20 protein-coding genes are annotated in these 22,266 nt (G+C 69.9%); 9 read left to right on the plus strand and 11 right to left on the minus strand.

All coding sequences use genetic code 11. From position 1 onward, the window contains the following. Window positions 1–36 precede the first annotated feature (36 nt). From FH608_RS00525 to FH608_RS00535, 3 genes are all read left to right on the plus strand, one after another. Window positions 37–288, plus strand: coding sequence for a hypothetical protein (locus tag FH608_RS00525; protein ID WP_139627729.1), 252 nt, complete (start codon window positions 37–39; stop codon window positions 286–288). Then, the gene (locus tag FH608_RS00530; RefSeq protein WP_139627730.1) at window positions 285–2,387 is read left to right on the plus strand and encodes a DUF6571 family protein; all 2,103 of its coding nucleotides are present in this window, start codon (window positions 285–287) and stop codon (window positions 2,385–2,387) included. The genes FH608_RS00525 and FH608_RS00530 overlap by 4 nt, the downstream gene beginning before the upstream one ends. A gap of 157 nt (window positions 2,388–2,544) precedes the next feature. Next, window positions 2,545–2,961, plus strand: coding sequence for a hypothetical protein (locus tag FH608_RS00535; protein WP_139627731.1), 417 nt, complete (start codon window positions 2,545–2,547; stop codon window positions 2,959–2,961). Between the two features lie 407 nt (window positions 2,962–3,368). Here FH608_RS00535 and FH608_RS00540 read toward each other — a convergent pair whose 3' ends face one another. Further along, a complete protein-coding gene (locus FH608_RS00540) occupies window positions 3,369–4,895 on the minus strand; it encodes a CocE/NonD family hydrolase (protein WP_139627732.1) in 1,527 nt (508 codons plus the stop codon). A 28-nt stretch (window positions 4,896–4,923) separates the two neighbouring features. Then, window positions 4,924–6,267 carry a CitMHS family transporter gene (locus tag FH608_RS00545; RefSeq protein WP_139627733.1) on the minus strand — a complete coding sequence of 448 codons (1,344 nt, stop codon included), beginning with the start codon at window positions 6,265–6,267 and terminating at the stop codon, window positions 4,924–4,926. A gap of 148 nt (window positions 6,268–6,415) precedes the next feature. Here FH608_RS00545 and FH608_RS00550 point away from each other — a divergent pair, with 148 nt between their 5' ends. The 5 genes from FH608_RS00550 to FH608_RS00570 all read left to right on the plus strand — a co-directional run bounded on the left by FH608_RS00550 (window position 6,416) and on the right by FH608_RS00570 (window position 11,100). After that, the gene (locus FH608_RS00550) at window positions 6,416–7,375 is read left to right on the plus strand and encodes a LysR family transcriptional regulator (protein WP_139627734.1); all 960 of its coding nucleotides are present in this window, start codon (window positions 6,416–6,418) and stop codon (window positions 7,373–7,375) included. 136 nt (window positions 7,376–7,511) lie between these two features. Beyond that, entirely contained in the window at window positions 7,512–8,735 is a 1,224-nt protein-coding gene (locus FH608_RS00555; protein WP_226898831.1) for a CaiB/BaiF CoA transferase family protein, read from the plus strand. Further along, a complete protein-coding gene (locus FH608_RS00560; RefSeq protein WP_139627735.1) occupies window positions 8,725–9,615 on the plus strand; it encodes an HpcH/HpaI aldolase/citrate lyase family protein in 891 nt (296 codons plus the stop codon). Before FH608_RS00555 ends, FH608_RS00560 begins: the two co-directional genes overlap by 11 nt. 49 nt (window positions 9,616–9,664) lie before the next feature. After that, window positions 9,665–10,243 carry a TetR/AcrR family transcriptional regulator gene (locus FH608_RS00565; RefSeq protein ID WP_139627736.1) on the plus strand — a complete coding sequence of 193 codons (579 nt, stop codon included), beginning with the start codon at window positions 9,665–9,667 and terminating at the stop codon, window positions 10,241–10,243. Between the two features lie 74 nt (window positions 10,244–10,317). Next, the gene (locus FH608_RS00570) at window positions 10,318–11,100 is read left to right on the plus strand and encodes an oxidoreductase (RefSeq protein ID WP_139627737.1); all 783 of its coding nucleotides are present in this window, start codon (window positions 10,318–10,320) and stop codon (window positions 11,098–11,100) included. A 71-nt stretch (window positions 11,101–11,171) separates the two neighbouring features. Here FH608_RS00570 and FH608_RS00575 read toward each other — a convergent pair whose 3' ends face one another. From FH608_RS00575 to FH608_RS00600, 6 genes are all read right to left on the minus strand, one after another. Then, window positions 11,172–11,750: a GTP-binding protein gene (locus FH608_RS00575; RefSeq protein ID WP_139627738.1), complete on the minus strand. Its 579-nt coding sequence runs from the start codon at window positions 11,748–11,750 to the stop codon at window positions 11,172–11,174. Beyond that, complete coding sequence (locus FH608_RS00580) at window positions 11,731–12,135, minus strand: DUF742 domain-containing protein (RefSeq protein WP_226898832.1); 405 nt, start codon at window positions 12,133–12,135, stop codon at window positions 11,731–11,733. The genes FH608_RS00575 and FH608_RS00580 overlap by 20 nt, the downstream gene beginning before the upstream one ends. A 20-nt stretch (window positions 12,136–12,155) precedes the next feature. Then, on the minus strand, window positions 12,156–12,578 hold the full coding sequence (locus tag FH608_RS00585) for a roadblock/LC7 domain-containing protein (RefSeq protein WP_090935862.1): 423 nt from the start codon (window positions 12,576–12,578) through the stop codon (window positions 12,156–12,158). Next, on the minus strand, window positions 12,575–15,862 hold the full coding sequence (locus FH608_RS00590; RefSeq protein ID WP_193318168.1) for a sensor histidine kinase: 3,288 nt from the start codon (window positions 15,860–15,862) through the stop codon (window positions 12,575–12,577). The genes FH608_RS00585 and FH608_RS00590 overlap by 4 nt, the downstream gene beginning before the upstream one ends. 250 nt (window positions 15,863–16,112) lie before the next feature. After that, on the minus strand, window positions 16,113–17,510 hold the full coding sequence (locus FH608_RS00595) for an aminobutyraldehyde dehydrogenase (RefSeq protein WP_139627740.1): 1,398 nt from the start codon (window positions 17,508–17,510) through the stop codon (window positions 16,113–16,115). A 1-nt stretch (window position 17,511) separates the two neighbouring features. Further along, on the minus strand, window positions 17,512–18,783 hold the full coding sequence (locus FH608_RS00600) for a glycosyltransferase (protein WP_139627741.1): 1,272 nt from the start codon (window positions 18,781–18,783) through the stop codon (window positions 17,512–17,514). A gap of 125 nt (window positions 18,784–18,908) precedes the next feature. On the opposite strand from FH608_RS00600, the gene FH608_RS00605 reads away from it, so the two are divergent. After that, window positions 18,909–19,514, plus strand: a complete 606-nt coding sequence (locus FH608_RS00605; protein ID WP_226898833.1) for a TetR/AcrR family transcriptional regulator — start codon at window positions 18,909–18,911, stop codon at window positions 19,512–19,514. 2 nt (window positions 19,515–19,516) lie between these two features. Here FH608_RS00605 and FH608_RS00610 read toward each other — a convergent pair whose 3' ends face one another. Genes FH608_RS00610 through FH608_RS00620 form a run of 3 tightly spaced genes read right to left on the minus strand, consistent with a single transcriptional unit; the run spans window position 19,517 to window position 22,260 of the window. Further along, complete coding sequence (locus FH608_RS00610) at window positions 19,517–20,566, minus strand: ABC transporter ATP-binding protein (protein WP_139627742.1); 1,050 nt, start codon at window positions 20,564–20,566, stop codon at window positions 19,517–19,519. Further along, window positions 20,553–21,413, minus strand: a complete 861-nt coding sequence (locus tag FH608_RS00615; RefSeq protein WP_139627743.1) for an ABC transporter permease — start codon at window positions 21,411–21,413, stop codon at window positions 20,553–20,555. Before FH608_RS00615 ends, FH608_RS00610 begins: the two co-directional genes overlap by 14 nt. Further along, window positions 21,406–22,260 (minus strand): ABC transporter permease, encoded by an 855-nt coding sequence (locus tag FH608_RS00620; RefSeq protein WP_226898834.1) that lies wholly within the window; start codon window positions 22,258–22,260, stop codon window positions 21,406–21,408. Before FH608_RS00620 ends, FH608_RS00615 begins: the two co-directional genes overlap by 8 nt. Window positions 22,261–22,266: the final 6 nt, after the last annotated feature.

Genomic DNA, 22,266 nt, shown 5'->3' on the forward strand with positions numbered 1-22,266 from the left:
GGCACGTCTTGCGTACCACTTCGGTGGGAGGTCCTCATGGCGACTCGTGCTGAGCTGATGAGCGCGCTGCGGCGCGCGCAGGAATTGTCCGACCAGCATTGGCATTCCCTGGACCGGCCGCTGCTGCAGATGTCGAACGGGCGCACGTGGACGGGGCCGGTCGCCGACAGGTTCGCCGACGACCTGGCGCATCACCGTGCCGAACTGTGGCGCGGGCTACGCGGGGTCATCGACCACCTGCACGAATCGATTTCCGACCTGACCGTGATGGGGCCGAGAGACGAATGACCTTCTCCTCGATCGACGCCGGGGAAATGCACCAACTCGGGTACGGCGTACAAAACGCAGGAAAAGGCCTGACCGAATGCGCGGCACAACTCCGGGCGATTCTGAACGAGGTCGGACTCACGCACCCGGGAGCGGCGGCGATCGGCCGGATAGGGCAGTGGCTGACGGACCAGGCTCCCGACCTCTACCGGCGGCGCGATCTCGCGTACGAGGCCGAAAAGGTCGACGTGGACGTGTTCGGCAACCCCATGCCCGGCGCGCTCGTCCCTCCCGGGTTGACGCGGATCGACGAGTCCCGAATGATCCCGGCCAAGGTGCGTGCCGAGGCGGCGCAGGCGGCCCCGCTGTTCGCGGCCGCCGCCCGCGGGGACGCCGGCGCGCTCCACAAGCTCGCCGCCTACAAGGAGCGACTCTCCGACCCGGCCTTCGCCACCGCCCTCCTCGAACAGATCGGCCCGCAGGCCCTCCTCACGATCCCCGCCGCCATGGGGACACGGGTCCGCAAGGCGCTCGACGCCGATCGCGATACGGCCGAGCCCATCCGGCGGCAGAACCGCGACGTCCTGTCCATGCTGAGCACGGCGCTCGCCGCCGCCACCGACGCGACCAAGGACACACATCTCGGCCGGAGGTTCATGAAGGAACTGAAACGGCAGGGGCGCACGGAGATCCCGGCCCCGGACATGGGCGGGCTGACGAATGCCGGCTACTGGTCGCTCGGCCAGATCCTCGCCGCTGCGCCGAAGCAGGCGTACAGCGAGTGGTTCATGAAGACCATCGGCCAGGACATGATCCGCTGGGACCGCGACTACCTGAAGGAGCATCGCGAGCGTTTCCTGCCCAAGGACACCGACGTCTACAACCTGCCGGCGCCCATCGACACGCGCCCGTTCCAAGGCTCCGACGCCATCGGCGCCGCCGATCCGATCGCCGCGCTGATGACGATCGCCGGCACGTCGAGAGAGCGCGCGCAGGCGCTGCTCGACAGCAGGGACCTGCTGAAATATCTGCTGAGCGACCGGCGGCCGCAGTGGGAGATGGGCGATCGCGGCGAATCGCTGGGGGCGGCGATGGAGGCCGCGATGAAGGGCGCCGACGCCGACTCCAAGCGACTGGCCGTCACGGCCGGCCAGATCCTCGCCGACGTGGTCAAGCCACACGTGTCGTTCAACGACGCCGGAGAACTCGAGATCAAGGATCCGTCGGAGCTCGATCGGCTCTCCGGCATCCGCGACAACATGGGCCGCATCCTCGCCGAGCACACGGACGACATCGTCAGCTCGTACTACAAGAACTACGCGCGGGCCAAGGACGGGGAGCTCACGGGCATCGTCAACGGGCGGCCGATCGCGGAGTTCAGCCCGCCCGATATCGATCTCGTCCTGCTCGACGTGGCCGCCGACGAAAAGGGATATCAGGCCCTGCTCTTCGGGCAGATCGCACACATGCGGGGCCGGATCGACCAGGCGATCGCGGCGCACGACAACACCTTCCTGCAGAACGTCATCACGAATGATTCCAAGGCCCTGGGACATTTGCTGGAGGCCCGCAAGCTGGCACTGGTCGGCCGGGGCAAGGAGGCCGACGCCGCGGACTCGGCCTTCAAGAAAATGGTGGAGAACGGCATCGGGCTCGTTCCCGTTCCGTTCGCCGGGCAGGTGGGCAAGGTAGGGCTCAAGGTGGCGGACACCATCTATGAGAACTTCGTCAAGGACGGCTACGCGAAGGCCGGGAACTGGCTGGTGGAAAAGGCCGGGCACGCCGGCGGGAAGACGGCCAAGGGTTTCGGTACGGCCGCGTCCGATCAGAAGGCCGCCGAACAGATGGTGAAGCAGATGCTCGAGTCGTCCTCTGTCGCCCACGATTACTACGATCGCGACGGTCTGAAGGAGCAGCCCTTCGTGGAGGGCGATCCGCCACGGGTCAAAGCCCCGCACCGGATGACTCGATATGAGTACGACAACTTCGTGAGCTGGCTGGACCGTCATTCCAGGGTGCCCGACGACTTCGGGAGCGCCCAGACGAAAGCCAATGTGGGGGCGAACGAGTTCACGGCCGACATCGGCGGCCCTGGAACGAAGGCAGGCGAGGATGACTAGGCGGCAGACAGCGTGGTTCTGTCTGGCCCTCACAGCCATGGCGGCTGTTTCATGCACCGCGAGCGGATCAGTCGGACCGACTCCTACACCTTCGCCAGAGCGGCGTGACATCGCGGACCGTCCGCCTTACCTATGTAATTTCATCCCAGAAGCCGCCGTGGCCGATCTGACCGGTTACACCGGCAGGTACACGGCCGGCCCCACCAAGCGTGCCACCGCTGACAGTTGCGCGGTCATGAACGACGTGCAGAGCATCGTCCTCACAGGTTACGAGCGCTCAGTCGAGCGGAGCGTCGTCGAGAAGTGGATGCGAAACGGGAAGGGGAACGGCCGAGTCAAACTACCGCGGGAACTCGGCATGGGATCGATGGACGACTACGAGGTCCGCGGCTATCCATTTCGCTCAGCCGGCGCATTGTTCCGTTGCGGTGACGAGAACTCGCTCATCACCATCTACGTGAAGAAGAACCCGGCCCGAGACCAGGACCACGACCTCACCCAGCTCATGAGAATCGCCCAGCGACGGTTCGCCGAGATGTTCACGTGCAAGCTGGGCGCTCCCCCATCCAGCTGACATCGCGCGGCAACGTCAGCGATCCTTTACCCCGGAGCACCGGCCTCGGAAGCGATCCGGACCGCTCTCTCAAAAAGCTCGAGGTCGCCGAACGCTTCCCAGAGCCGCCGGCTGCTCGTCGATGGACAAGCGTGGAATTCCGACGCGCCGAATGTCCGAGCGAGACGTTCCCGTCTGAGCGCGCGGTTGCCCCGAGGATCCGAACACCCCGAGAAAGCCGGCGGGGCACCTGGGAAGCCAGCTGATCAGAGTCGGCTCGAAAGGCATCCGGCTCTGGCTCCATTACGGCGCCGCCAACTTCCACCACGCGTAGGACGAGGCACGGCCACCCGATGCTGCCCGCGCACACAAGCGTCGGGTGGCCGGAGGGAATCTCACCCTCCGGCCACCCGGCGTTGGGGGTGGAATCAGAGTGTGGTCAGGCGGATGGTCGAGCCGCCGCTGCCCAGCCTCACCGAGACCTGGCCTGCCGGTGCGTCGGAGTCGATTTCCGGGTAGTCGTCGCTGGAGACCGTGACGCGGACGGTGTGGCCGGCCGCCACCCGGTAGTGGGTGGGCCAGGTGCGGATGTCCAGGCCGTACGGCTTGCCTGGGCGTACCGGGACCGCGCGCTCGTGGCCGAAGCGGTGGCTGGCCTTGAGCCAGCCCTGGGTGATGCGGGTCGCCGTCCCGTCCGGGGCGACGTCCTGCACCACGACCGCGATGTTGCCGTCCGTGGCCGTGAACGCGGCGCGGATCCGGGCCTGGATCTCGCCCGCCAGGACGACGTCGCGCGGGAGCGGTTCGGTGGTGAACTCCAGGCGTTCGTCGGGGGTGCCCGGGGCGGGCTCGGTGTTGACCTCGAACGTACCGGTGCCCGAGGTTCCAGGGGTGGGTGACAGGGTGCCGTCGGAGGAGAGGTTCAGGCGGGCGTGGTGCGTGCCGGTGGGCGGCCAGTGGTCGAACTGGCGCCAGCCTGTGCCCGGCACCTCGTACGACGTCACCTTGGCGGCGGGCAGCGGCGCGCCCGGGCGGCGGGCGAGCCAGTGGTCCCACCAGGCCAGGTAGGCGCCGTTGCCGATGTCGGCGGGCTGTCCGGCCGGCCAGCCGTGCACCCAGGGGCCGGACACCAGCCAGACGTTGCGCTTGCGCGCCCGGAAGTTGTCGACCATGCCCTGGCGGTAGCGGTCGTACCAGCCGGCGATCTCCAGGACGGGTACGTCGAGGTCCTTCCAGCGGGACTTGACGCTGCGCCCGCGCCAGAAGTCGTCGTAGAGCGGGTGCTGGGCGTACGTCACGAGGGTTTCGGGGGCGGTGGAGCGCTGCCAGTCGCGGATCCGGGCCGAGTAGATGCCGCCTCGGTAGATCGTGTTCTCGTACCAGTCGCTGATGCCGTCCACGGGGATGATGGCCTCGAGGTGGGGCGGCTTGTTGACGGCGACGAGGAGGGAGGAGTGGCCGCCGTAGCTGACGCCGGTCTGGCCGACCCGGCCGGTGGACCAGGGCTGGTCGGCCAGCCATTCGATGAGGTCGTAGTTGTCGCGCTGCTCCTGAGGGCTGAACGGGTCCAGGTGGCCGGGCGAGTCGCCGGAGCCGCGGGCGTTGCAGACGGCGGCGACGTAGCCCCTGGTCACGAAGTACGCGGCGGCCCGGCCCTGGGCCTCCAGCTGGTCGTAGGCGTTGTAGTCGTAGACGATCACCGGGAAGCGGCCCTCCGCGGCGGGGCGGTGCAGGTCGCAGGCCAGGTGGCTGCCGTCGCGCAGCGGGACGCTGACGCGTTCCTGGTGTACGTCGTACTCGGCGGGGCGGTCGTAGGAGAAGAAGGGGTCGGGTGGGAGCTCCGGCCCTGTTTCGACGGCGGCCGGGTTCGCGGGTACGGAGGCCACGGCGGGGATGGGGGTGCCGGTCAGGGTGAGGGCGGCTGAGAGCGCGGTGACCAACGTGACGGGTCTCATGAGCATCCTCTGCGAGGGGTGAACGGGATCAGAGGGAGAAGGCGCCGGTGAGCAGGGCGATCGCCGTCATGACGAGGGTGGTGGCGAAGGCCCACTTGAAGATGAAGCGCTGGTGCTCGCCCAGCTGCACGCCGCTCATCCCGACCAGGATGAACGTCGACGCGGTGAGCGGGCTGAGTGGGAACCCGGTGGTCATCTGGCCGAGGATGGCCGCCCTGGCGACCTCGGCGGGCGCGCCGCCGAAGCCGCTGACGGTCTCGGCGAGAACCGGCAGGACGCCGAAGTAGTAGGCGTCGGGGGTGAAGACCAGGCTGAGCGGCATGCCCGTGACGGCCACGAGCACCGGCAGGTGGCCGCCCAGCGAGTCGGGGATGACGCCGACGAACGCGGAGGCCATCTCGCCGATCATCTTGGTGCCGGTGAGGATGCCGGTGAACACCCCGGCCGCGAAGATCATCGTGGTGACCAGGACGACGCTCTTGGCGTGCCGCTCCAGGAGCTCCTGCTGGCGGTCCCAGGACGGGTGGTTGACCAGCAGGGCGATCGCGAACCCGACCACGAACAGCACCGGCAGCGGCATCACCTGGAGGAGGAGGCCGGCCAGCAGGGCGAGGGTGAGGATCAGGTTGAAGACGGTTACGGCGGGGCGGACGGGTGCGCGCAGGGTCCCGGGCCCGTCGCCGGTCGCCCGGCCCCCGAGCGGCTCGCCGAGCGGCCGCTCCCCCGCCCCGTCCGCGGGCACCTCGCCGGACGGCAGCGTGCCGAGACGGCGGCGCTCCCTGAGCCCGATGAGGTACGAGGCCACCAGCACCCACGCCATGCCCGCCGCCATCGCCGGCAGGATGGGCGTGAACACCTGTGAGCTGTCCAGCTTCAGCGCCGCCATGGCGCGGGCGGTCGGGCCGCCCCAGGGGATGAGGTTCATGACGCCGGCGCCCAGGCAGACCACACCCGACAGCACCAGCGGGCTCATGCCGAGCCGCCGGTAGACGGGCAGCAGCGCCGAGATCGTGATGAGGAACGTGGACGCCCCGTCCCCGTCGAGCGCCACGCACATGGTGAGGACGGCGGTGCCCACCGCGATGCGTAGCGGGTCGCCCTTGGCCAGGCGCAGGATGCCGCGGATGAGCGGATCGAAGAGCCCGGCGTCGATCATCAGGCTGAAGTACAGGACCGCGAACGCGATCATGATGCCGGTCGGCGCCACCTTGCCGAGCCCGTCGAGGATCATCTCGCCCAGCTCGCCGCCGAAACCGCCGGCCAGCGCGGCCAGGACCGGGATCAGGACCAGGGCGATCAGGACCGACACGCGCTTGGTCATGGTGAGCAGCAGGAACAGAACGATCGTGGTGAATCCCAGGGCTGCCAGCATCGATGTTCGCCTTCTTCCTCGCCCGGCTCGCTGGGGGCACGTGCCGGAGTGTTACGGAAGAGTTTCCGAGCGAGCAAATCGCAGGTCCAGCATCAAAGCAACATTTATCCATGCATTCTGCGCAACAGTTGGGTCTATGCTCACCGCCATGGAGGCGAACCTGCGGCTGCTGGCCGCGTACGTCGCCGTGGCCAGGGCGGCGAGCTTCACCGGGGCGGCGGCCGAGATGCACGTGTCGCAGTCGTCGCTCAGCCGCGCGGTGGCGGAGCTGGAACGGCTGCTCGGCGCGCAACTGCTGGAGCGCGACACCCGCAACGTGCAGCTGACGGCGGCGGGGGTGGAGACGCTGCGGGTGGCCGAGCAGATCGTCTCCGCCCACCGGTCCGGCATGAAGGAGCTGGAACGTTACCTGCTGGGCGAGTCCGGGGTGGTGGCGGTGGCCACGCTGCCGTCGGTGGCGGCGGTGCTGCTGCCCCGGGTGATCTCCGATTTCCGGCTGCGGCGGCCGACGGTGACGTTGCGGATCATGGACGGGCTGGAGCAGGTGGTGCTCGGGCGGGTGCTGTCGGGGGACGCCGACTTCGCCATCTCCACGGTGGGCTCGGCGTCCGACCAGTTCGAGCACCGTCGTGCCGCGTCCGAGCAGCTCGAACACCGTCCCCTCATTCGTGATCGCTTCCACGCCGTGCTGCCCGAGGGGCACCCGCTCGCCGCGCGGGAGCACGTCACGTGGGAGGACCTGGCGCGGGAGCCGTTCCTCGCGGTCGGACCCGAGTCGAGCGTGCGGCGGCTCACGGACGCGGCCTTCGCCCAGGCGGGCGCCTCCGTGACGCTCGCGGCGGAGGCGGGGAGCGTCGCCACGGTGGGCGGGCTCGTCACGGCGGGGCTGGGGGTGTCGGCGATGCCCGCCCTGGTGCTGCCACTGATGAGCGCGGGGCCGCTGGTGTACCGGCCGCTCGCCGATCCGGTGGTGGACCGCCGCCTGGACGTCGTCGTACGCGCCCATCGCACATTGCCGGTGGCGACTCGGGCGTTCCTGGACCTCCTGGACACGTTCCGCCGCGAGCTGCGCGACCTGCCGCCCGGCGTCTCCTGGAACCGCGACTGATGGAGCCCCTCCCCCAACCCAAGGATTCATGCGTAAACCGCATTGAATGATGGTTTTCTTGTGCTGGACACGCATTTCACCCCCTCGGCAGGATGAAACGACCGCAATCGCGATCGGGAGGCGAAGGAGCGCGCGGGTGGCAGGCACAGGGCAGGGCACGGGCGGGGACGGCCAGGGGCAGCTGCGCGGGCTGAAGGTGGTGGAGTTCGCGCACGTGGTGGCCGGGCCGATGGCCGGGTCCATGCTGGCCGACCAGGGTGCGGACGTGGTGCACGTGGAAGCACCCGGCGCCGGGGACGCGGCCCGCGCGATGGGTCCGGTACGGGACGGCGTGCCCCTGTGGTTCAAGGTCGCCGGGCGCAACAAGCGTTCGGTCACACTGGACCTGCATCACGAGGCCGGGCGGGAGGTCGCCCACCGGCTCGTCGCCTGGGCGGACGTCGTGATCGTGACCCTGCGGGCCGGTCGGTTGCGCGACTGGGGGCTGGACTGGGAGTCCGTGCACCGGATCAACCCGGCGGCGATCCTGTTGCAGATCTCCGGGTTCGGGGCGACCTCCTCCCGCGCGAACGAGCCAGGCTTCGGCAAGATGGGCGAGGCGAGGAGCGGGGTCGTGCACCTGACGGGGTTCCCGGGCGGGCCGCCCGTGCACACGGGGTTCTCGCACGGGGACGCGGTGACGGGGCTGATGGGCGCGTACGCCGTGCTGGCCGCGCTGCACCGCCGCGCCAACGATCCCGCCTTCGACGGCGAGTGGATCGACCTGGCCCTCTTCGAGCCGCTGTACCGGCTGGTGGAGTGGCAGATCATCACGTACGACCAGCTCGGCGAGGTGCCGGAGCGGGCGGGGAACCAGCTCGCCGTCGCGCCCGCCGCGGTGATCAACACCTACCGGTCGGGCGACGGCGAGTGGATCACGGTGACGTCCGCGACGCTCCGCTCGGTGCGGAACGTGGCGCGGCTGCTCGGCCTGCCCGAGGAGGAGTTCGCCACGTCGGCGCAGCAGTACGCGGGACGCGAGCGGCTGGACAAGGGCCTGCGCGAATGGGTGGCCGCGCGGACCACCGGCGAGTGCCTGGAGGAGTTCGCCCGCGCGGAGGTGGTGGCCTCCCGGGTGTTCACCGCCGCCGACATCGTCGCCGACCCGGTCTACGCCGAGCGCGGCGACGTCATCACGGTCGACGACGCCGACCTCGGCCCGGTACGCATGCAGGGCGTGATCCCGCACTTCCACCGCAGCCCGGGGAAGGTCTGGCGGACCGGCCCGGCGCTCGGGCAGGACAACCACCTCGTCTACCACGACTGGCTCGGGCTGGGCGAGGACGAGCTGGCGGACCTGGAGCGGCACGGTGTCATCTGAGCGGCGGCCGCCCCTCCGCTCCCTGCTGTTCGTGCCGGGCACGCGGACGGACTGGCTGGCCAAGGCGGAGGCGGCCGGGGCCGACGCGGCGATCCTCGACCTGGAGGACGCGGTCCCGGACAGCGGCAAGGAGGAGGCGCGCCGCCTGGTGGCCGAGGCCGTCGCCGGCTTCTCCGGGCGGATGGCGCTGTTCGTCCGGGTCAATCCCCTGGACGGCTGGGCGGCGGCCGGCGAGCTGCGGGCCGTCACGCACGAGCGGCTCGCCGGAGTGGTGCTGCCCAAGGTGGCGGGCCCCGACGACGTGCGACTCGCCGACCGGCTGCTCGGCTGGTGCGAACGCGAGCGCGGCCTGCCGTACGGGCACGTCGCCCTGGTGCCGCTGCTGGAGACCGCCTCCGCGCTGCGCGGCGCGTACGAGGTGGCGGGGGCCGCGGGCCGCGTCGCCTACCTGGGGGCGGTGACGGCGCCGGGCGGCGACGTGGCGCGGGCCGTCGGCTACCGGTGGAGCCTGGACAGCACGCTCGGCCTGCGCTCCCGGGTGCTCCTGGACGCGCGCGCGGCCGAGACGCCCAACCCGGTCGCGGGCCTGTGGACGGGCATCGGCGACCTGGACGGGCTGCGGGCCTTCGCCGAGCAGAACCGCGCGCTCGGCTACGAGGGCATGATGGCGATCCACCCCTCCCACGTGCCGGTCATCAACGAGGTCTTCTCGCCGTCGCCCGAGGAGCTGGCCCGTTACGCCCGGCTGGTCGCGGCCGTGGAGGCGGCCCAGGCCGGCGGGGCGGGGGCGGTGACGTTCGAGGGCGACATGGTGGACGAGGCCATGGCCGCCACCGCCCGCGCCGTCCTCGACCGGTACGCGCCGCGCGGCGACTCCTGAGCATCCGCGATTTTGACCCGCAGGTCCAAAAGGTGCTAGCGTCAGTGCCATGGGGAGGCCGAAAAAGTTCGATCCGGACGTGGCCGTCGATCGCGCCATGGACGTGTTCTGGCGCAAGGGATACGGCGGCACCACGCCGCAGGACCTGGTGGACGCGCTCGGCATCGGCAAGGGCAGCCTCTACAACACCTTCGGCAGCAAGCACGCCCTGTTCGAGGCGGCGCTGAAGCGCTACCGCGACAGCCAGGCGACGGCGCTCGTCGAGATGCTGGAGCGGCCGGGGCCCGTCAAGGAGCGGTTGCGCAACGTGCTGCGCCTCCTCTGCGAGATGGACCTGTCCGATCCCGACCAGCGCGGCTGCATGGCCGTGAACACGGCGGCCGAGCTGGGGCGGGCCGACGAGAGCGCGGCCGAGCTCGTACGGCGCATGCTCGACCGCTCGGAGGACGCCTTCCGCGCGCTCGTCGAGGAGGGCCAGCGCGCCGGTGAGATCGACGCCGGCCGCGACGCCCGGGCGATCGGGAGCCTGCTGGCGAACACCGTGGTCGGCATGCGCCTGCTGGCGCGCGTCGCCGACGGCCCGGACCGCCTCTACCGGGTGATCGACGGGGTCGTCGACTCCCTCTGACCCATTCACTGTCCCTTCCCTCAGCCCACTGCGCCCTTATTTTGTACCTGCAGTTAAAGAATTGGAGCATTCCCATGGAACTCAACCTCGCCTCCAAGACCGCCGTCGTCACCGGCGCGAGCCGGGGCATCGGGCTGGCCACCGTCGAGACCCTGATCAGCGAGGGGGTACGGGTGGTCGGCGCGGCCCGCACCATCACCGCCGAACTGGACAAGTCAGGGGCCATCGCGGTGGCGGCCGACCTGGGCACCGCCGAAGGGGTCGCCACCCTCATCGACACCGCGCTCGCCGAGCTGGGCGGCATCGACCTGCTGGTGAACAACGTCGGTGGCGGGGACGCCGTCGAGCCCGTCGGGTTCCTCGACACCGGCGACGCGGCGTGGGCCGCCATCTTCGACGTCAACCTGCTCAGCGCCGTCCGCGCCACCAGGGCCGCCCTGCCGAGCCTGATCGAGCGGCGCGGGTCGGTGGTGAACGTGTCGTCCATCAACTCCAGGCTGCCGGCCGCCGGCCCCGTCGCCTACAGCGCCGCCAAGGCGGCCCTGACCGCGCTCGGCAAGTCGCTCGCCGAGGAGTTCGGGCCGCGCGGCGTGCGGGTCAACACCGTCTCGCCGGGCGTCGTGCGTACGGCCATCTGGGAGGACCCGGACGGATTCGGCGGCAAGGTGGCCGCCGCGGCGGGGGCCGAGCACGCGGCCTTCCTGGAGGCGATCCCGGGGGCGTTCGGCATCACCTCCGGGCGGATCACCGAGCCGCGCGAGGTGGCCGCGCTGATCGCGTTCCTGCTCTCGGATGTCGCGGGCAACATCACGGGCGCCGACCACATCATCGACGGCGGCACCGTGAAGACTCTGTAAAAAGCCGCACGACCATTTCGGCCCCCCGCCGGGACTCCGGCGGGGGGCACGGGTGACCCAGGACGGGTTGCCTAGACGGGGGTGCTCATGTGGCGGGTCAGCGCGTGCTCCACCAGCGTGATCAGGGTGGACTTCACCGACTCCCGCTGCCTGGCGTCCAGGCGCACGATCGGGATGTGGCCGCCGATCGACAGCGCCTCCCGGATCTCCTCCTCCGCGTGCGCGAACTGCCCGTCCCAGCCGTTGATGCCGATGACGAACGGCAGCTTCGCCTCCTCGAAGTAGTCGATGGCCGGGAAGCTGTCGGCCAGCCGCCGGGTGTCGACCAGCACGACCGCTCCAATGGCGCCGCGCACCAGGTCGTCCCACATGAACCAGAACCGGTGCTGCCCGGGCGTGCCGAACAGGTACAGGATCAGGTCACGGTCCAGGGAGACCCGGCCGAAGTCCATGGCCACGGTCGTGGTGGTCTTGTTCGGCGTGAGGGAGACGTCGTCGACGTGGGCGGACGCGTCCGTCATGACCGCCTCGGTGGTGAGCGGCAGGATCTCCGACACCGCACCCACGAAGGTCGTCTTGCCCACGCCGAAGCCCCCGGCCACGACGATCTTCGTCGAGGTTAGGCCGGGGCTAGAGCCTGCGAAGTCCACTGAGCACCCTTTCGAGCAAGTTGAGGTCCGGCTTTCCCGCGTCCAGCGCAGGCTGGTGCACGCGGATCAGGCCTTCCGACGCCATGTCGGCGATCAGCACCCGGACCACACCAAGGGGCTGGCGTAACAGGGCGGAGATCTCGGCAACCGACCGGACGTTCCGGGTCAGCTGAATGATCGCCTGATACTCCGGACTAAGAAGGGAAATGTCTTGGTATTCCGATGTCACGGAGGACACCAGTGCCTCCATGGCGAACTTCATCCGCGGCGCAGTGCGCCCCCCGGTCACGGCATAGGGCCGTACCAGGGAGCTCGGCTTCTGCGGACGGGGAACCGCCGGATGCGGCGGAGTGCTATCACCAGCCCAACCCTGACCTGACACCATGATCTCCTGTCACCGCCCCGCTAGCGGGGGCGGGCCGCTTGCAGTTCGGCGCGTACGGCGGGAGTCAGCACCTGGCCCGCCCGCTCGACCAGCAAGGTCATCTGGTACGCCACCAGCCCCATGTCGCAGTCGGGAGCGGCCAGGACAGCCAAGCAGGACCCATCGCTGATAGACATGATCATCAAGAGCCCGCGCTGCATTTCGATAACGGTCTGCGTCACCATACCGCCCTCGAAGACCCGCGCGGCGCCCTGGGTCAAACTGATCACACCCGAGGCCACCGCGGCGAGCTGGTCGGCCCGGTCCTTGGGAAAACCCTCGGAGAAGGCCAGTGGCAAGCCGTCGGACGACACCACGACCGTGTGGGCGACGCCCGGCACGTTGTTCACGAAGTCCGTGATCAACCAGCTGATGCCCCGCGCTCCCTGGCTCATTTCTCTCATTTGTCCTCCTCATTCTCTTCTCCGCGGGTGAACGCCCTGCCCTGCCGGACACCCTGCTGGAAGCTTGAGAGCCTGCTGCGCAGCCGCTCGGGTGAGATCTGCGGCGCCGGGGACTGCGGCTGGGGCTCGGCCAGGCTGGCCGTACCCGGCACCAGGTTGGCCTTGGGGACGCGGCGCGGCAGGCCCGAGGGAGTCGTGCCGCCCTGCGCGGGCTGCGCCGCGGCCTGCGCGGCCTGGAACCCGGAGTCGGCCGGCGACGACCACGACCCTCCGGCCCCGGACGCGCCTGGCGTGCGCCGGGGCAGGCCGCCCGGCGACGGTGGCCCGGAAGGCGCGGGAGCGGACGGCGGCGCGGGCGGCATGGGCGCGGACGGGTCGGCGGGCACGGCCGGGTGCACGGCCGTGATCTCCGGCTCCTCCTCCTGCGCGGCATGCGCGGGCGCGCGCAGCGCCTCGGGGTCGGGCCGGCGGAACCAGTCGGATCCGACCGACGAGAAGATCGGCAGGAACTCGTCGCCCTGGTCCTCCATGGGCGAGTTGCGCACCACGGGCAGCGGCCCGGTCATGTCCTGCGAGGTGTAGGCGCCGGGCCCGAACCTGTCGAACTCCTGGTGCCCGTTCTGCTGGAACGAGTCGGCCGGCTTGGGCTCCTCGGCGAACGGCGAGCGGTACTGGTCGCCGAACTGGGGCCGCGACCGCTCCTCCGCCTCGAACAGTGACCTGCGGGGCAGCGGGTCGGCGAACGACGACCAGCGCGACTCCTCCTGCGGCTGCTGCTGGGGCGGCTCGGTGGCGAACGACGGCCAGCGCGGCTCCTCCTCCTGGAGGGGCGGCGGCTGCTCGGCGAAGGACGGCCACCGGTTCTCGGCGAACGGCTGCTCCACGGGCTTCTGCGGGTCATCGGAGAACGACGGCCAGCGCGGCTCCCCGAACTGCTGCTGGTCGGGCTGGGCGGGCGGCGGCGTCTCGTCGGCGAAGGACGGCCAGCGCACCTGGTCGTCGTCCAGCCCCGACTGCGCGCCCTGCTGCTGCCCGGCGAACGGCGCCGGCCGCTCCGGCTGCTCGCCGAAGGACTTGTCGCCGAAGGGCTGCTCTCCGAACGGCTGCTCCCCGAACGGCTGCTTCTCCGCGAAGGGCTGCTCGAACGAGCGGCCGGGCTCGAAGGGACGGTCGGACTCGGACGGGCGATCGCCCGCGGGCCGCTCGTCGAACGCCCAGCCGCCGCTCCCCGGCGCCGGCAGCGAGCCGGGCCACTGGGTGTCCACCACGCGCTCGGGCCCGTCGGTGGAGGGCCCCGACGGGTGGTTCCCGTTCTGAGAGGGCTGCCCGAACATGCTCGGGTCGAAGTCGGTGAACGCCTCGTACTGCCCGCCCGGCTGCTGCGAGCCCCCCTGCCCGTTGCTGATCAGCATGTCGGGCAGGAAGACCAGCGCGCTGAGCCCGCCGGTCTCCCGCTGGCTGAGCTGCACGCGCACGCCGTGCCGCAGCGCCAGCCGGCCGACCACGAACAGGCCCATGCGCCGCGACACCGACACGTCCACGACGGGCGGGTTCGCCAGCCGCCAGTTGGCCTCGGACAGCTCCTCGGGGCTCATCCCGATGCCCAGGTCGTTGATCGACACGAGCACGCCGCCCTCGGCGACCGTGCTGGTGACCTGGACCTTGCTCTCGCGCGGGGAGAACGAGATCGCGTTCTCGATCAGCTCGGCGAGCAGGTGGACGGCGTCGGTGACGGCCGGGCCGACGATCAGCGTGCCGGACGGGATCTGGATCTGGACCCGCTCGTAGCCCTCGACCTCGGACAGCGAGGCGCGGGCGATGTCGACCAGCGGCACCGGCTCGCTCCACTTGCGCGCCGCCTCCTGCCCGGCGAGGACCAGGAGGTTCTCGCTGTTGCGGCGCATGCGGGTGGCGAGGTGGTCGAGCCTGAACAGGTTCGCGAGCCGCTGCTCGTCCTCCTCGCCCTGCTCCAGGCCCTCGATGAGCTGCAGCTGCCGCTCGACCAGCGTCTGGCTGCGGCGGGAGAGGTTGACGAACATCGAGTTGACGTTCGCGCGCAGCTTGGCCTCGTCGCCGGCCAGCCGGATCGCCTCGCGGTGGACCTCGTCGAACGCCCGCGCCACTTCACCGATCTCGTCGCGGGTGTTGACGCCGACGGACGGCACCTCGGGCACCTGCGCGCCCTCGCCGGACTCGCGCAGCACGCGGACGGTCTCGGGCAGCCGGGTCGTGGCGACCTGGAGCGCCTCGGCACGCAGCCGGCGCAGCGGGCGGACCAGCGAGCCGGCCACGCGGGTGGTGAAGATCAGGACGAGAAGCAGCAGGACGAGGATCATCGCGCCGGAGATGATGGCGTTGCGCTGCTCGGCGTCGCTCAGGTCCCGGGTCCTGGTCACGATCTTGGTGGCCAGGCCGTCCTCGACCTTGCGCATGGCGTTGCCGGTCAGCGTGGTGCTGTCGTACCAGGGGTTGAGGTCGCGGCGGGTGGCGGTGGTGACGTCGAGGTCCCTGATCCGGTTGTACTCGCGCACCTGGGCCAGCGCGCGCTGGCGCATGGCGTCGGCGAGGTCGATCTCGGTGCCCCGCACGAGCTTCTGGTACGTCTCCAGCACCGCCGGGTCGGCCTCCTGCTCGAAGGCGGCCAGCTCGGCCTGCTGCTTGGTCCAGGAGCCCTGGAACTCGGCCCAGTCGTCGGAGTCCAGCCGGGGCTGCAGCAGCGTCACGATCAGGAGGATCTGCTGGCGCGAGACCTCCTCCTTGACCTGCTGGAGCGAGCCGAGCGCGGCCACCTGGCCCTGCAGGGTGTCGTCGTTGACGCCGGCGCCCAGGTCGGCCTCGATCGCGGAGAAGACCCCGATCATCGTGGTGTACGTGCTGATGGAAGCGCGGGCCGGCACGTTGGAGACCATCGACTTGCGGAGGCTGTCGAGGCCGTCGAGCCAGCGGCGCATGTTCTCGACGCCCTCGCGGATGCGGGCCTGGTAGTCGGCGTCGATGGCGGTGGCCGCGCTGAGCACCTGCTTCTTGGCCTTGTCGGTGGCCTGCCGCTGGGTGTTGAGCTGGACGAGGCGCTGGCCCCGGTGGTCGGCGACGTACCACGCGGTGAGCGTGCGTTCCTTGCCGAGCTCGTGGTTGAGCGCTCCGATGCGCTGCACCAGCTCGGCGACCTCGGTGAGCCGGCGGTACTCGGCGCTGGTGCCGATGGCGTTGGCCAGCTGCACACCGGCGAGCAGCACGCCCACCACGGTGGGAATGAGGATCAGCGCGACCAGCCTCGAGCGCACACGCCAGTTCCCCAGCCGGAAACGTCCGCCTGTGTACTCCCCTGACCTCGTGTGCCTGGGGTCTTTCGTCCTCACTGACTCTCGCTACCTCTCGCCGGTACGTGCTCGAAAAATCAGACACGCGTGTGGCGCATGGGATTCTGTCCGGCTGGGTAATTGGAACACAACCCGTACCAGATCGGCCAACCGAACATATCCCATCACATGCGCCCAAAGAGTCACTTTGGACGACATATCGCCGTACACGTTTTCAGGCGGGCCGAAATGAGTCCCGCTCGGCCGGAGCCGCGTGCTTCACCATCAGGTGGCGGGTGACCGAGTATTCCTGCACCGCCTCCTGGCTCATGTCCTTACCGAAGCCGCTGCCCTTCACCCCGCCGTGCGGCGCCTCACTGGCGATGGGCAGATGGTCGTTCACCCACGTCACGCCCACGTCGAGGCGATGCGACACGCGCATGGCCCTGGCGACGTCACGCGACCACACCGACGAGGCGAGGCCGTACCTGGTGTCGTTGGCCAGTCTGACGGCCTCGTCCTCGCCGTCGAACGGTAGCGCCACGAGCACCGGTCCGAAAAGTTCACCTTGCACGATCTCGCTGTCCTGTGCCACGTCGGCCACGAGAGTCGGCGGGTAGAAAAAGCCGGAGCCCCCGATCGGGGCGCCGCCGTGCAGCACCCGCCCGGCCGCCCTGGAGACGAACCCGTGCACCCGCTCGCGGTGCGCGGCGGAGATCAGCGGGCCGACGTCCGTCGCCGGGTCCCAGGGGTCACCGACGGTTATTTCGGCAAGTGTCGCCCGCAACGCCTCCACGGCGTCCGCGTAGACCTCGCGGGCGACGTACACGCGGGTGGCGGCCGTGCAGTCCTGCCCGGTGTTGTACGTCGCCCCCATGGCCACGCCGCGGGCCATCTCGGCCAGGTCGGCGTCCTCGAACACGAGCGCGGGTGCCTTGCCGCCGAGCTCCAGGTGCACCCGCTTGAGCGTGGCCGCGGCGCCGGTCATCACCGCGCGGCCCGTCTCCGTGGAGCCGGTGACGCTGACCATGTCGACCCCCTGGTCGGTGACGAGCGCCTGGCCCGCCTCCGCGTCCCCGGTGACCGCCTGGACGAGCCCCTCGGGCGCGCCCGCCTTGGCGAACAGCTCGGCCAGCCGCAGCGTCGTGCGCGGCGTCTGCGGGGCCGGCTTGATCACCACGGCGTTGCCCGCCGCCACGGCCGGCCCGACCTTCCAGACGGCCATGACGAACGGGAAGTTCCACGGGGCGATCGACCCCACCACCCCGACGGGGCGGCGCAGCAGCACCGAGGTGTAGCCGGGGCTGAACACCCCGGCCCCCGAGCCCTCCAGCGAGCGGGCGGCGCCGGCGAAGAAGCGCAGGTTGTCGACGGCGAACGGCAGCTCGCCGTCCCTGAACACGGCCGCCGGCTTGCCCGTCTCCTCCACCTCCAGCCGGGTCAGCTCCTCGGCGTCGGCCTCCACCAGGTCGGCCACCCGCAGCAGCAGCCGCGCGCGCTCGGCAGGAGTGGCCGACGACCACTCCTCGAACGCGGCGCGCGCCGAGCGCACGGCCGCCGCCACGCCGTCCGGAGAGGTGTCGGGGACCTCGGCGCACACCAGCCCGGTGGCGGGGTTGATCAGTTCACGCATGTCACTCGCCAAGTTGCTCGATCAGATCAGCGGCCTTGCGCAGGCCGTCGCGACGCCGGATCTCCTCGCCCGCGGCGGCGAGCCGGGCACGCAGCTCGGTGTCACCGAGCAGCCGCTCGACCGCCCCCTTCAGCTCCTCGTCCGTGAAGGTGTAGGTGGAGAGCCTGACACCATAGCCCAGTTCGTCGACCCTCTGGGCGTTGTCGTACTGGTCCCAGAAGAGCGGCAGCACGATCATCGGCTTGCCGAAGTGCATGGCTTCCGTGGTCGTGTTGTTGCCGCCATGGGTGATGACGAGATCACACTGAGGGATGATCTTAGTCTGCGGAAGGAACTCCGCGCCCCACATGTTGTCCGCGAGCTTGATCTCCTCGTGCAGGGCGCCCTTGGAGACGATGTACTGGTGCGGGGTGGTGGCCAGCACGTCGATCACCCGCTGCATCAGCTCCACGTCGGCGGAGCCGAGCGAGCCGAGCGAGAAGTACACCAGCGAGCCGTTGTTGCGCTCGAAGGGCAGCGTGAACTCCTCGTCCGTCTCGCGAACCGACGAGTCCAGCCGGTGCCACGACTCGCTCAGCGGGCGGTCGGCGACGTAGTCGAGCGGCTCGGGGTAGACGTAGAGGTTCAGGTCGCCCTCGTGGATGAAGTCGAGGTCGGGCAGCGGCGCGGTGCCCTGCTCGACACACCACTCGTTGAAGGCGCTCCAGACCTCGCGGTGGGTGCGGTCGTACTCGGCGCGGAAGTCGTCCCACGCGGAGCGGTCGGCGGCGGGCAGGCCGGAGAAGACGGGCGCGACGTTCTCGCCGCGCACCTCCAGCGGGTTGCAGGAGACGATCCGGACGAACTTCTTGCCCGCGGTGAGCAGCGCCGGGAACGTGAGCACGTTGTCCTCGACGATCACGTCGGGGTTCACCCGCTCGATGATGGCCTTGAGCTGCGGCTCGCAGTACTTGGCGCCGTCGATCAGCTCGACCCAGATGGGCTTGGTGACGGTCTCCAGCTGCTCCCGCGTGCTCTTGCGGTACTCGGGCGCGGTCTCGCGGATGAAGTCCTTCCAGAACTGGCCCGCGTCCTGCTCCTCGGCGTTCTCCGGCGGCGGGGCCAGATCGACCAGGTCCTCCTCGAAGCCGAGCGCTTCGAGCTTGCCCTTCCACGACGACTCGGCGGCGAAGACGACGCGGTGGCCGCGGCGGCGAAGAATGTCGCCGATGCCGACGCAGTTGTTGGTGGGACCGTAGGCGCTTTCCGGCATGAACAGGATGGTGAGAGACATCGAAGCTCCGGGGAAACTCATCAATTTGAAGAGGAATTCAAGAACTCATCTAGCGTGCGGGGCAAGTTGAGTGCACTATGGTCACGGCTAACTGAATAGCAGCCAAACGAGTGAAGGCGGTGGGGGTGGCTCAGCGTAAGAGCCGTAGTGACCGGCGCATCGACTTGATAGAAGCCGCGCGCAGGGCCATCATCCGTCACGGCATAGACGGCGTACAGCTCTCGCACGTCGCCGAGGAGGCCGGGCTCACCTCCGGCGCGGTGCTCTACCACTACCCCGACCTCGACGAGCTGCTGGTCGAGGCGCAGCACGCGGGCATGGAGCGCTTCTACGAGCAGCGCGTACGGCGCCTGGGCACGCTCACCGACCCGGTCGAGAAGCTGGTCGTCACGATCAGGTCCGGCCTGCCGACAGGGCCGCTCGACCCCGACGTGCGCCTGCTCAACGAGCTGGGCGGGGCCGCGGGCCGCACCCGGGTCTACGGCGTGCTGCTCACCTCCCTCTACGACCGCCAGGTCTCGATGTACCAGGCGATCCTGGACACGGGGGCGGCGCTCGGGGTCTTCAGGCTGAGCGGCGACTCGCTGTCGGTCGCGCGCAACCTCGTGGCGCTGGAGGACGCGTACGGCTACCGCATCACCGCCCGCCACCCCGTCATCGGCCCGGCCGAGGCGGCCGAGCTGATCCTGTCGTACGCCCGCGTCGCCACGGGCAACGACCTGGACTGCTGAGGTCATGCGTCGACCGCCATGATCACCGCGTCCTCGGCCTTCCAGCGCACCCTGACCTTGGCGCCGGCCTCCACCGAGCCGGCGCCCTGCACGGCGACCAGCACCGGCTTGTCCCGTCCCGGCACCTCCACGGAGATGTGCGAGACGCCCCCGTAGAAGCTGACGTCGAGGACGCTGCCCTTGAGCCCGCGGTTCGCGCTCTCGCCGGCCAGCTCGATCTTCTCCGGCCGGACCGCGAGCAGCGCCGGGGCGCCTGCCTCGAGGTCCTCCAGCGGAGTGCCCGCCAGCATGCCGAACTCGTCGGACTTGATCCCGTCGAGCCCGCCGGCCGTGCCGTGGAAGAGGTTGTTGGCGCCGACGAAGTCGGCCACGAACGGCGAGCGGGGCCGCTCGTAGAGCGCGACCGGCTCGTCCACCTGGCGCACCCGGCCGTTGTCGAAGACCGCGATGCGGTCGGCCAGCGACATGGCCTCCTCCTGGTCGTGCGTGACGACCACGAACGTGATGCCGACCTCGTGCTGCAGCCGCTTGAGCTCCAGCTGCATGTCGGCGCGGACCTTCTTGTCCAGGGCCGACAGCGGCTCGTCGAGCAGCAGCAGCCGGGGCCGCTTGACGATGGAACGGGCCAGCGCCACCCGCTGCCGCTGGCCGCCGGAGAGCTGGGCGGGCCTGCGGCCGGCGTGCGCCGACAGCCCGACGGTCTCCAGCACCTCGCCGACGCGCTGCTTGACCTCCTGGCGGGGCAGCTTCTCGCGCTCCAGGCCGTAGGCCACGTTCTTGGCCACCGTCATGTGGGGGAAGAGCGCGTACGACTGGAACATGAGGCTGATCGGCCGCCGGTTCGGCGGCTTGGCCAGCAGGTCGTCGCCGTCGAGCGTCACCGTGCCCCGGTCGGGCGTCTCGAACCCGGCGATGATGCGCAGCAACGTGGTCTTGCCGCAGCCGGACGGGCCGAGCAGCGCGAAGAACTCGCCCTGCCCGATCTCCAGCGACACGTCGTCGAGCGCGGTGACCTCCCCGAATCTGCGGGTGATCCCGTCAATTCTCAGCACGTTTCTCCCCCACATCGGTCGAGTCCGCCTCACCTTGCACCTTGATCGCCTCACGTGGCGCTCCAGGTGTCCGGTTCGACTCCCTCTCCCCGATCTTGGTCAGACGCTGGCCCGCGATCACCGCCGTGAAGCTCACGAGGAGCAGGATCGCGGCCAGCGCGTTGATCTCCGGGGTCACCCCGAAACGGATCATCGAGTAGATGACGATCGGCAGCGTCTGCTCGGTGTTGCCGATCGTGAAGAACGCGATCACGAACTCGTCCAGCGACAGCGTGAACGCCAGCAGCGCGCCCGCGACGATGCCCGGCATGAGCTGCGGCAGCGTGATCCGCAGGAACGTCTGCACCGGCCCGGCGCCGAGGTCGCGCGAGGCCTCCTCCAGCGAGGTGTCGGAGCCGGTGAGCCTGGTGCGCACCACCGCGGCCACGAACGCCATTGAGAACAGGCCGTGCGCCAGCACCACCGAGTACAGGCCGAGCGTCAGCTGGATCACGCCGTAGAACAGCAGCAGGCCGATCGCGAGCACCAGGTCGGGCAGCACGGCCGGCATGAGCGCGATGGCGTCCAGCGTCCTGGACCTGGTGTGCCTGGCCAGCCCGACCGCCAGCAGGGTGCCGAGCACGGTGGCGATCACCGTGGAGCCCGCGGCCACGATCAGCGTGTTGACCAGGCCGTCCAGGACCCGCTCGTCCCGGGCCAGCTCGCCGTACCACTTGAGGCTGAACCCCTCGTACGTGTACGCCGACTCGCCGGAGTTGAACGACATGACGACCAGCACGGCGATCGGCAGGTAGAGGAAGACGTACGTGCCCCAGAACGGGACGTACAGGAGTCTGGCTCTACGCACGGCGCGTCACCCAGGCCTGCACGAGCAGCAGCAGGACCAGCACCGCGATGATGGCGAGCGCCAGCGTCGAGCCGAACGGCCAGTCGCGCGCCTTGAGGAACTGGTCGCGGATCAGGTTGCCCACCATGATCGACTTGCTGCCGCCGAGGATCTCGGGGATGACGAAGTTCCCGAAGCTCGGCACGAACACGAACAGGCACCCGGTCATCACGCCGGGCACGGTCAGCGGCAGCGTGACCTTCCTGAAGGTGGTGAACGCCGAGGCGCCCAGGTTGGCCGAGGCCTCTCTGAGCTGCGGGTCGAGCCGCTCGATCGCGGCGTACAGCGGCAGCACCATCAGCGGCAGGTACGAGTAGAGCAGCCCGGTGACGATCGTGCCCTGGTTGTAGAGCAGCTCCAGCTTCGTGCCCAGCACCGAGTTGATCAGGCCGGGGCCGCTGAGCAGGATGATCCACGCGTACACGCGGATGATGAAGTTCGTCCAGAACGGCAGCACGATGGCGACCAGCGCCACCGTCTTCCACTTCCCCGGCAGCTGCGCGATCAGGTACGCCGTGGGATAGCCGATCAGCAGCGCGATCAGCGTGGTGATCGCGGCGATCTTCACCGAGTTGGCGACCACGCCCAGGTAGAGCGGGTCGGCCAGGCGCTCGAAGTTCTCGACGGTGAACTCGTAGACCACGCCGCCGAAGCGCCCCCGGCGGAAGACCGTGTTGCTGAGCACCAGCGCCAGCGGCACCAGCAGCAGCACGGTCAGATAGACCACGCCGGGTGAAAGGAAGACGAACGCGCCCAGCCGGCGTCCGCGCGAGCGGGACACCGGCCGGGCCTTGACCTCAGACTTCACCGCTGT

Source organism: Nonomuraea phyllanthi (assembly GCF_006334985.2).
GTDB classification, from domain to species: domain Bacteria; phylum Actinomycetota; class Actinomycetes; order Streptosporangiales; family Streptosporangiaceae; genus Nonomuraea; species Nonomuraea phyllanthi.

Coding starts and splice junctions, on each gene's coding strand:
- FH608_RS00525 (WP_139627729.1), top strand. CDS start 37: ATGGCGACTCGTGCTGAGCTGATGAGCGCGCTGCGGCGCGCGCAGGAA.
- FH608_RS00530 (WP_139627730.1), top strand. CDS start 285: ATGACCTTCTCCTCGATCGACGCCGGGGAAATGCACCAACTCGGGTAC.
- FH608_RS00540 (WP_139627732.1), bottom strand. CDS start 4,895: ATGAGACCCGTCACGTTGGTCACCGCGCTCTCAGCCGCCCTCACCCTG.
- FH608_RS00545 (WP_139627733.1), bottom strand. CDS start 6,267: ATGCTGGCAGCCCTGGGATTCACCACGATCGTTCTGTTCCTGCTGCTC.
- FH608_RS00550 (WP_139627734.1), top strand. CDS start 6,416: ATGGAGGCGAACCTGCGGCTGCTGGCCGCGTACGTCGCCGTGGCCAGG.
- FH608_RS00565 (WP_139627736.1), top strand. CDS start 9,665: ATGGGGAGGCCGAAAAAGTTCGATCCGGACGTGGCCGTCGATCGCGCC.
- FH608_RS00570 (WP_139627737.1), top strand. CDS start 10,318: ATGGAACTCAACCTCGCCTCCAAGACCGCCGTCGTCACCGGCGCGAGC.
- FH608_RS00580 (WP_226898832.1), bottom strand. CDS start 12,135: ATGGTGTCAGGTCAGGGTTGGGCTGGTGATAGCACTCCGCCGCATCCG.
- FH608_RS00585 (WP_090935862.1), bottom strand. CDS start 12,578: ATGAGAGAAATGAGCCAGGGAGCGCGGGGCATCAGCTGGTTGATCACG.
- FH608_RS00595 (WP_139627740.1), bottom strand. CDS start 17,510: ATGCGTGAACTGATCAACCCCGCCACCGGGCTGGTGTGCGCCGAGGTC.
- FH608_RS00600 (WP_139627741.1), bottom strand. CDS start 18,783: ATGTCTCTCACCATCCTGTTCATGCCGGAAAGCGCCTACGGTCCCACC.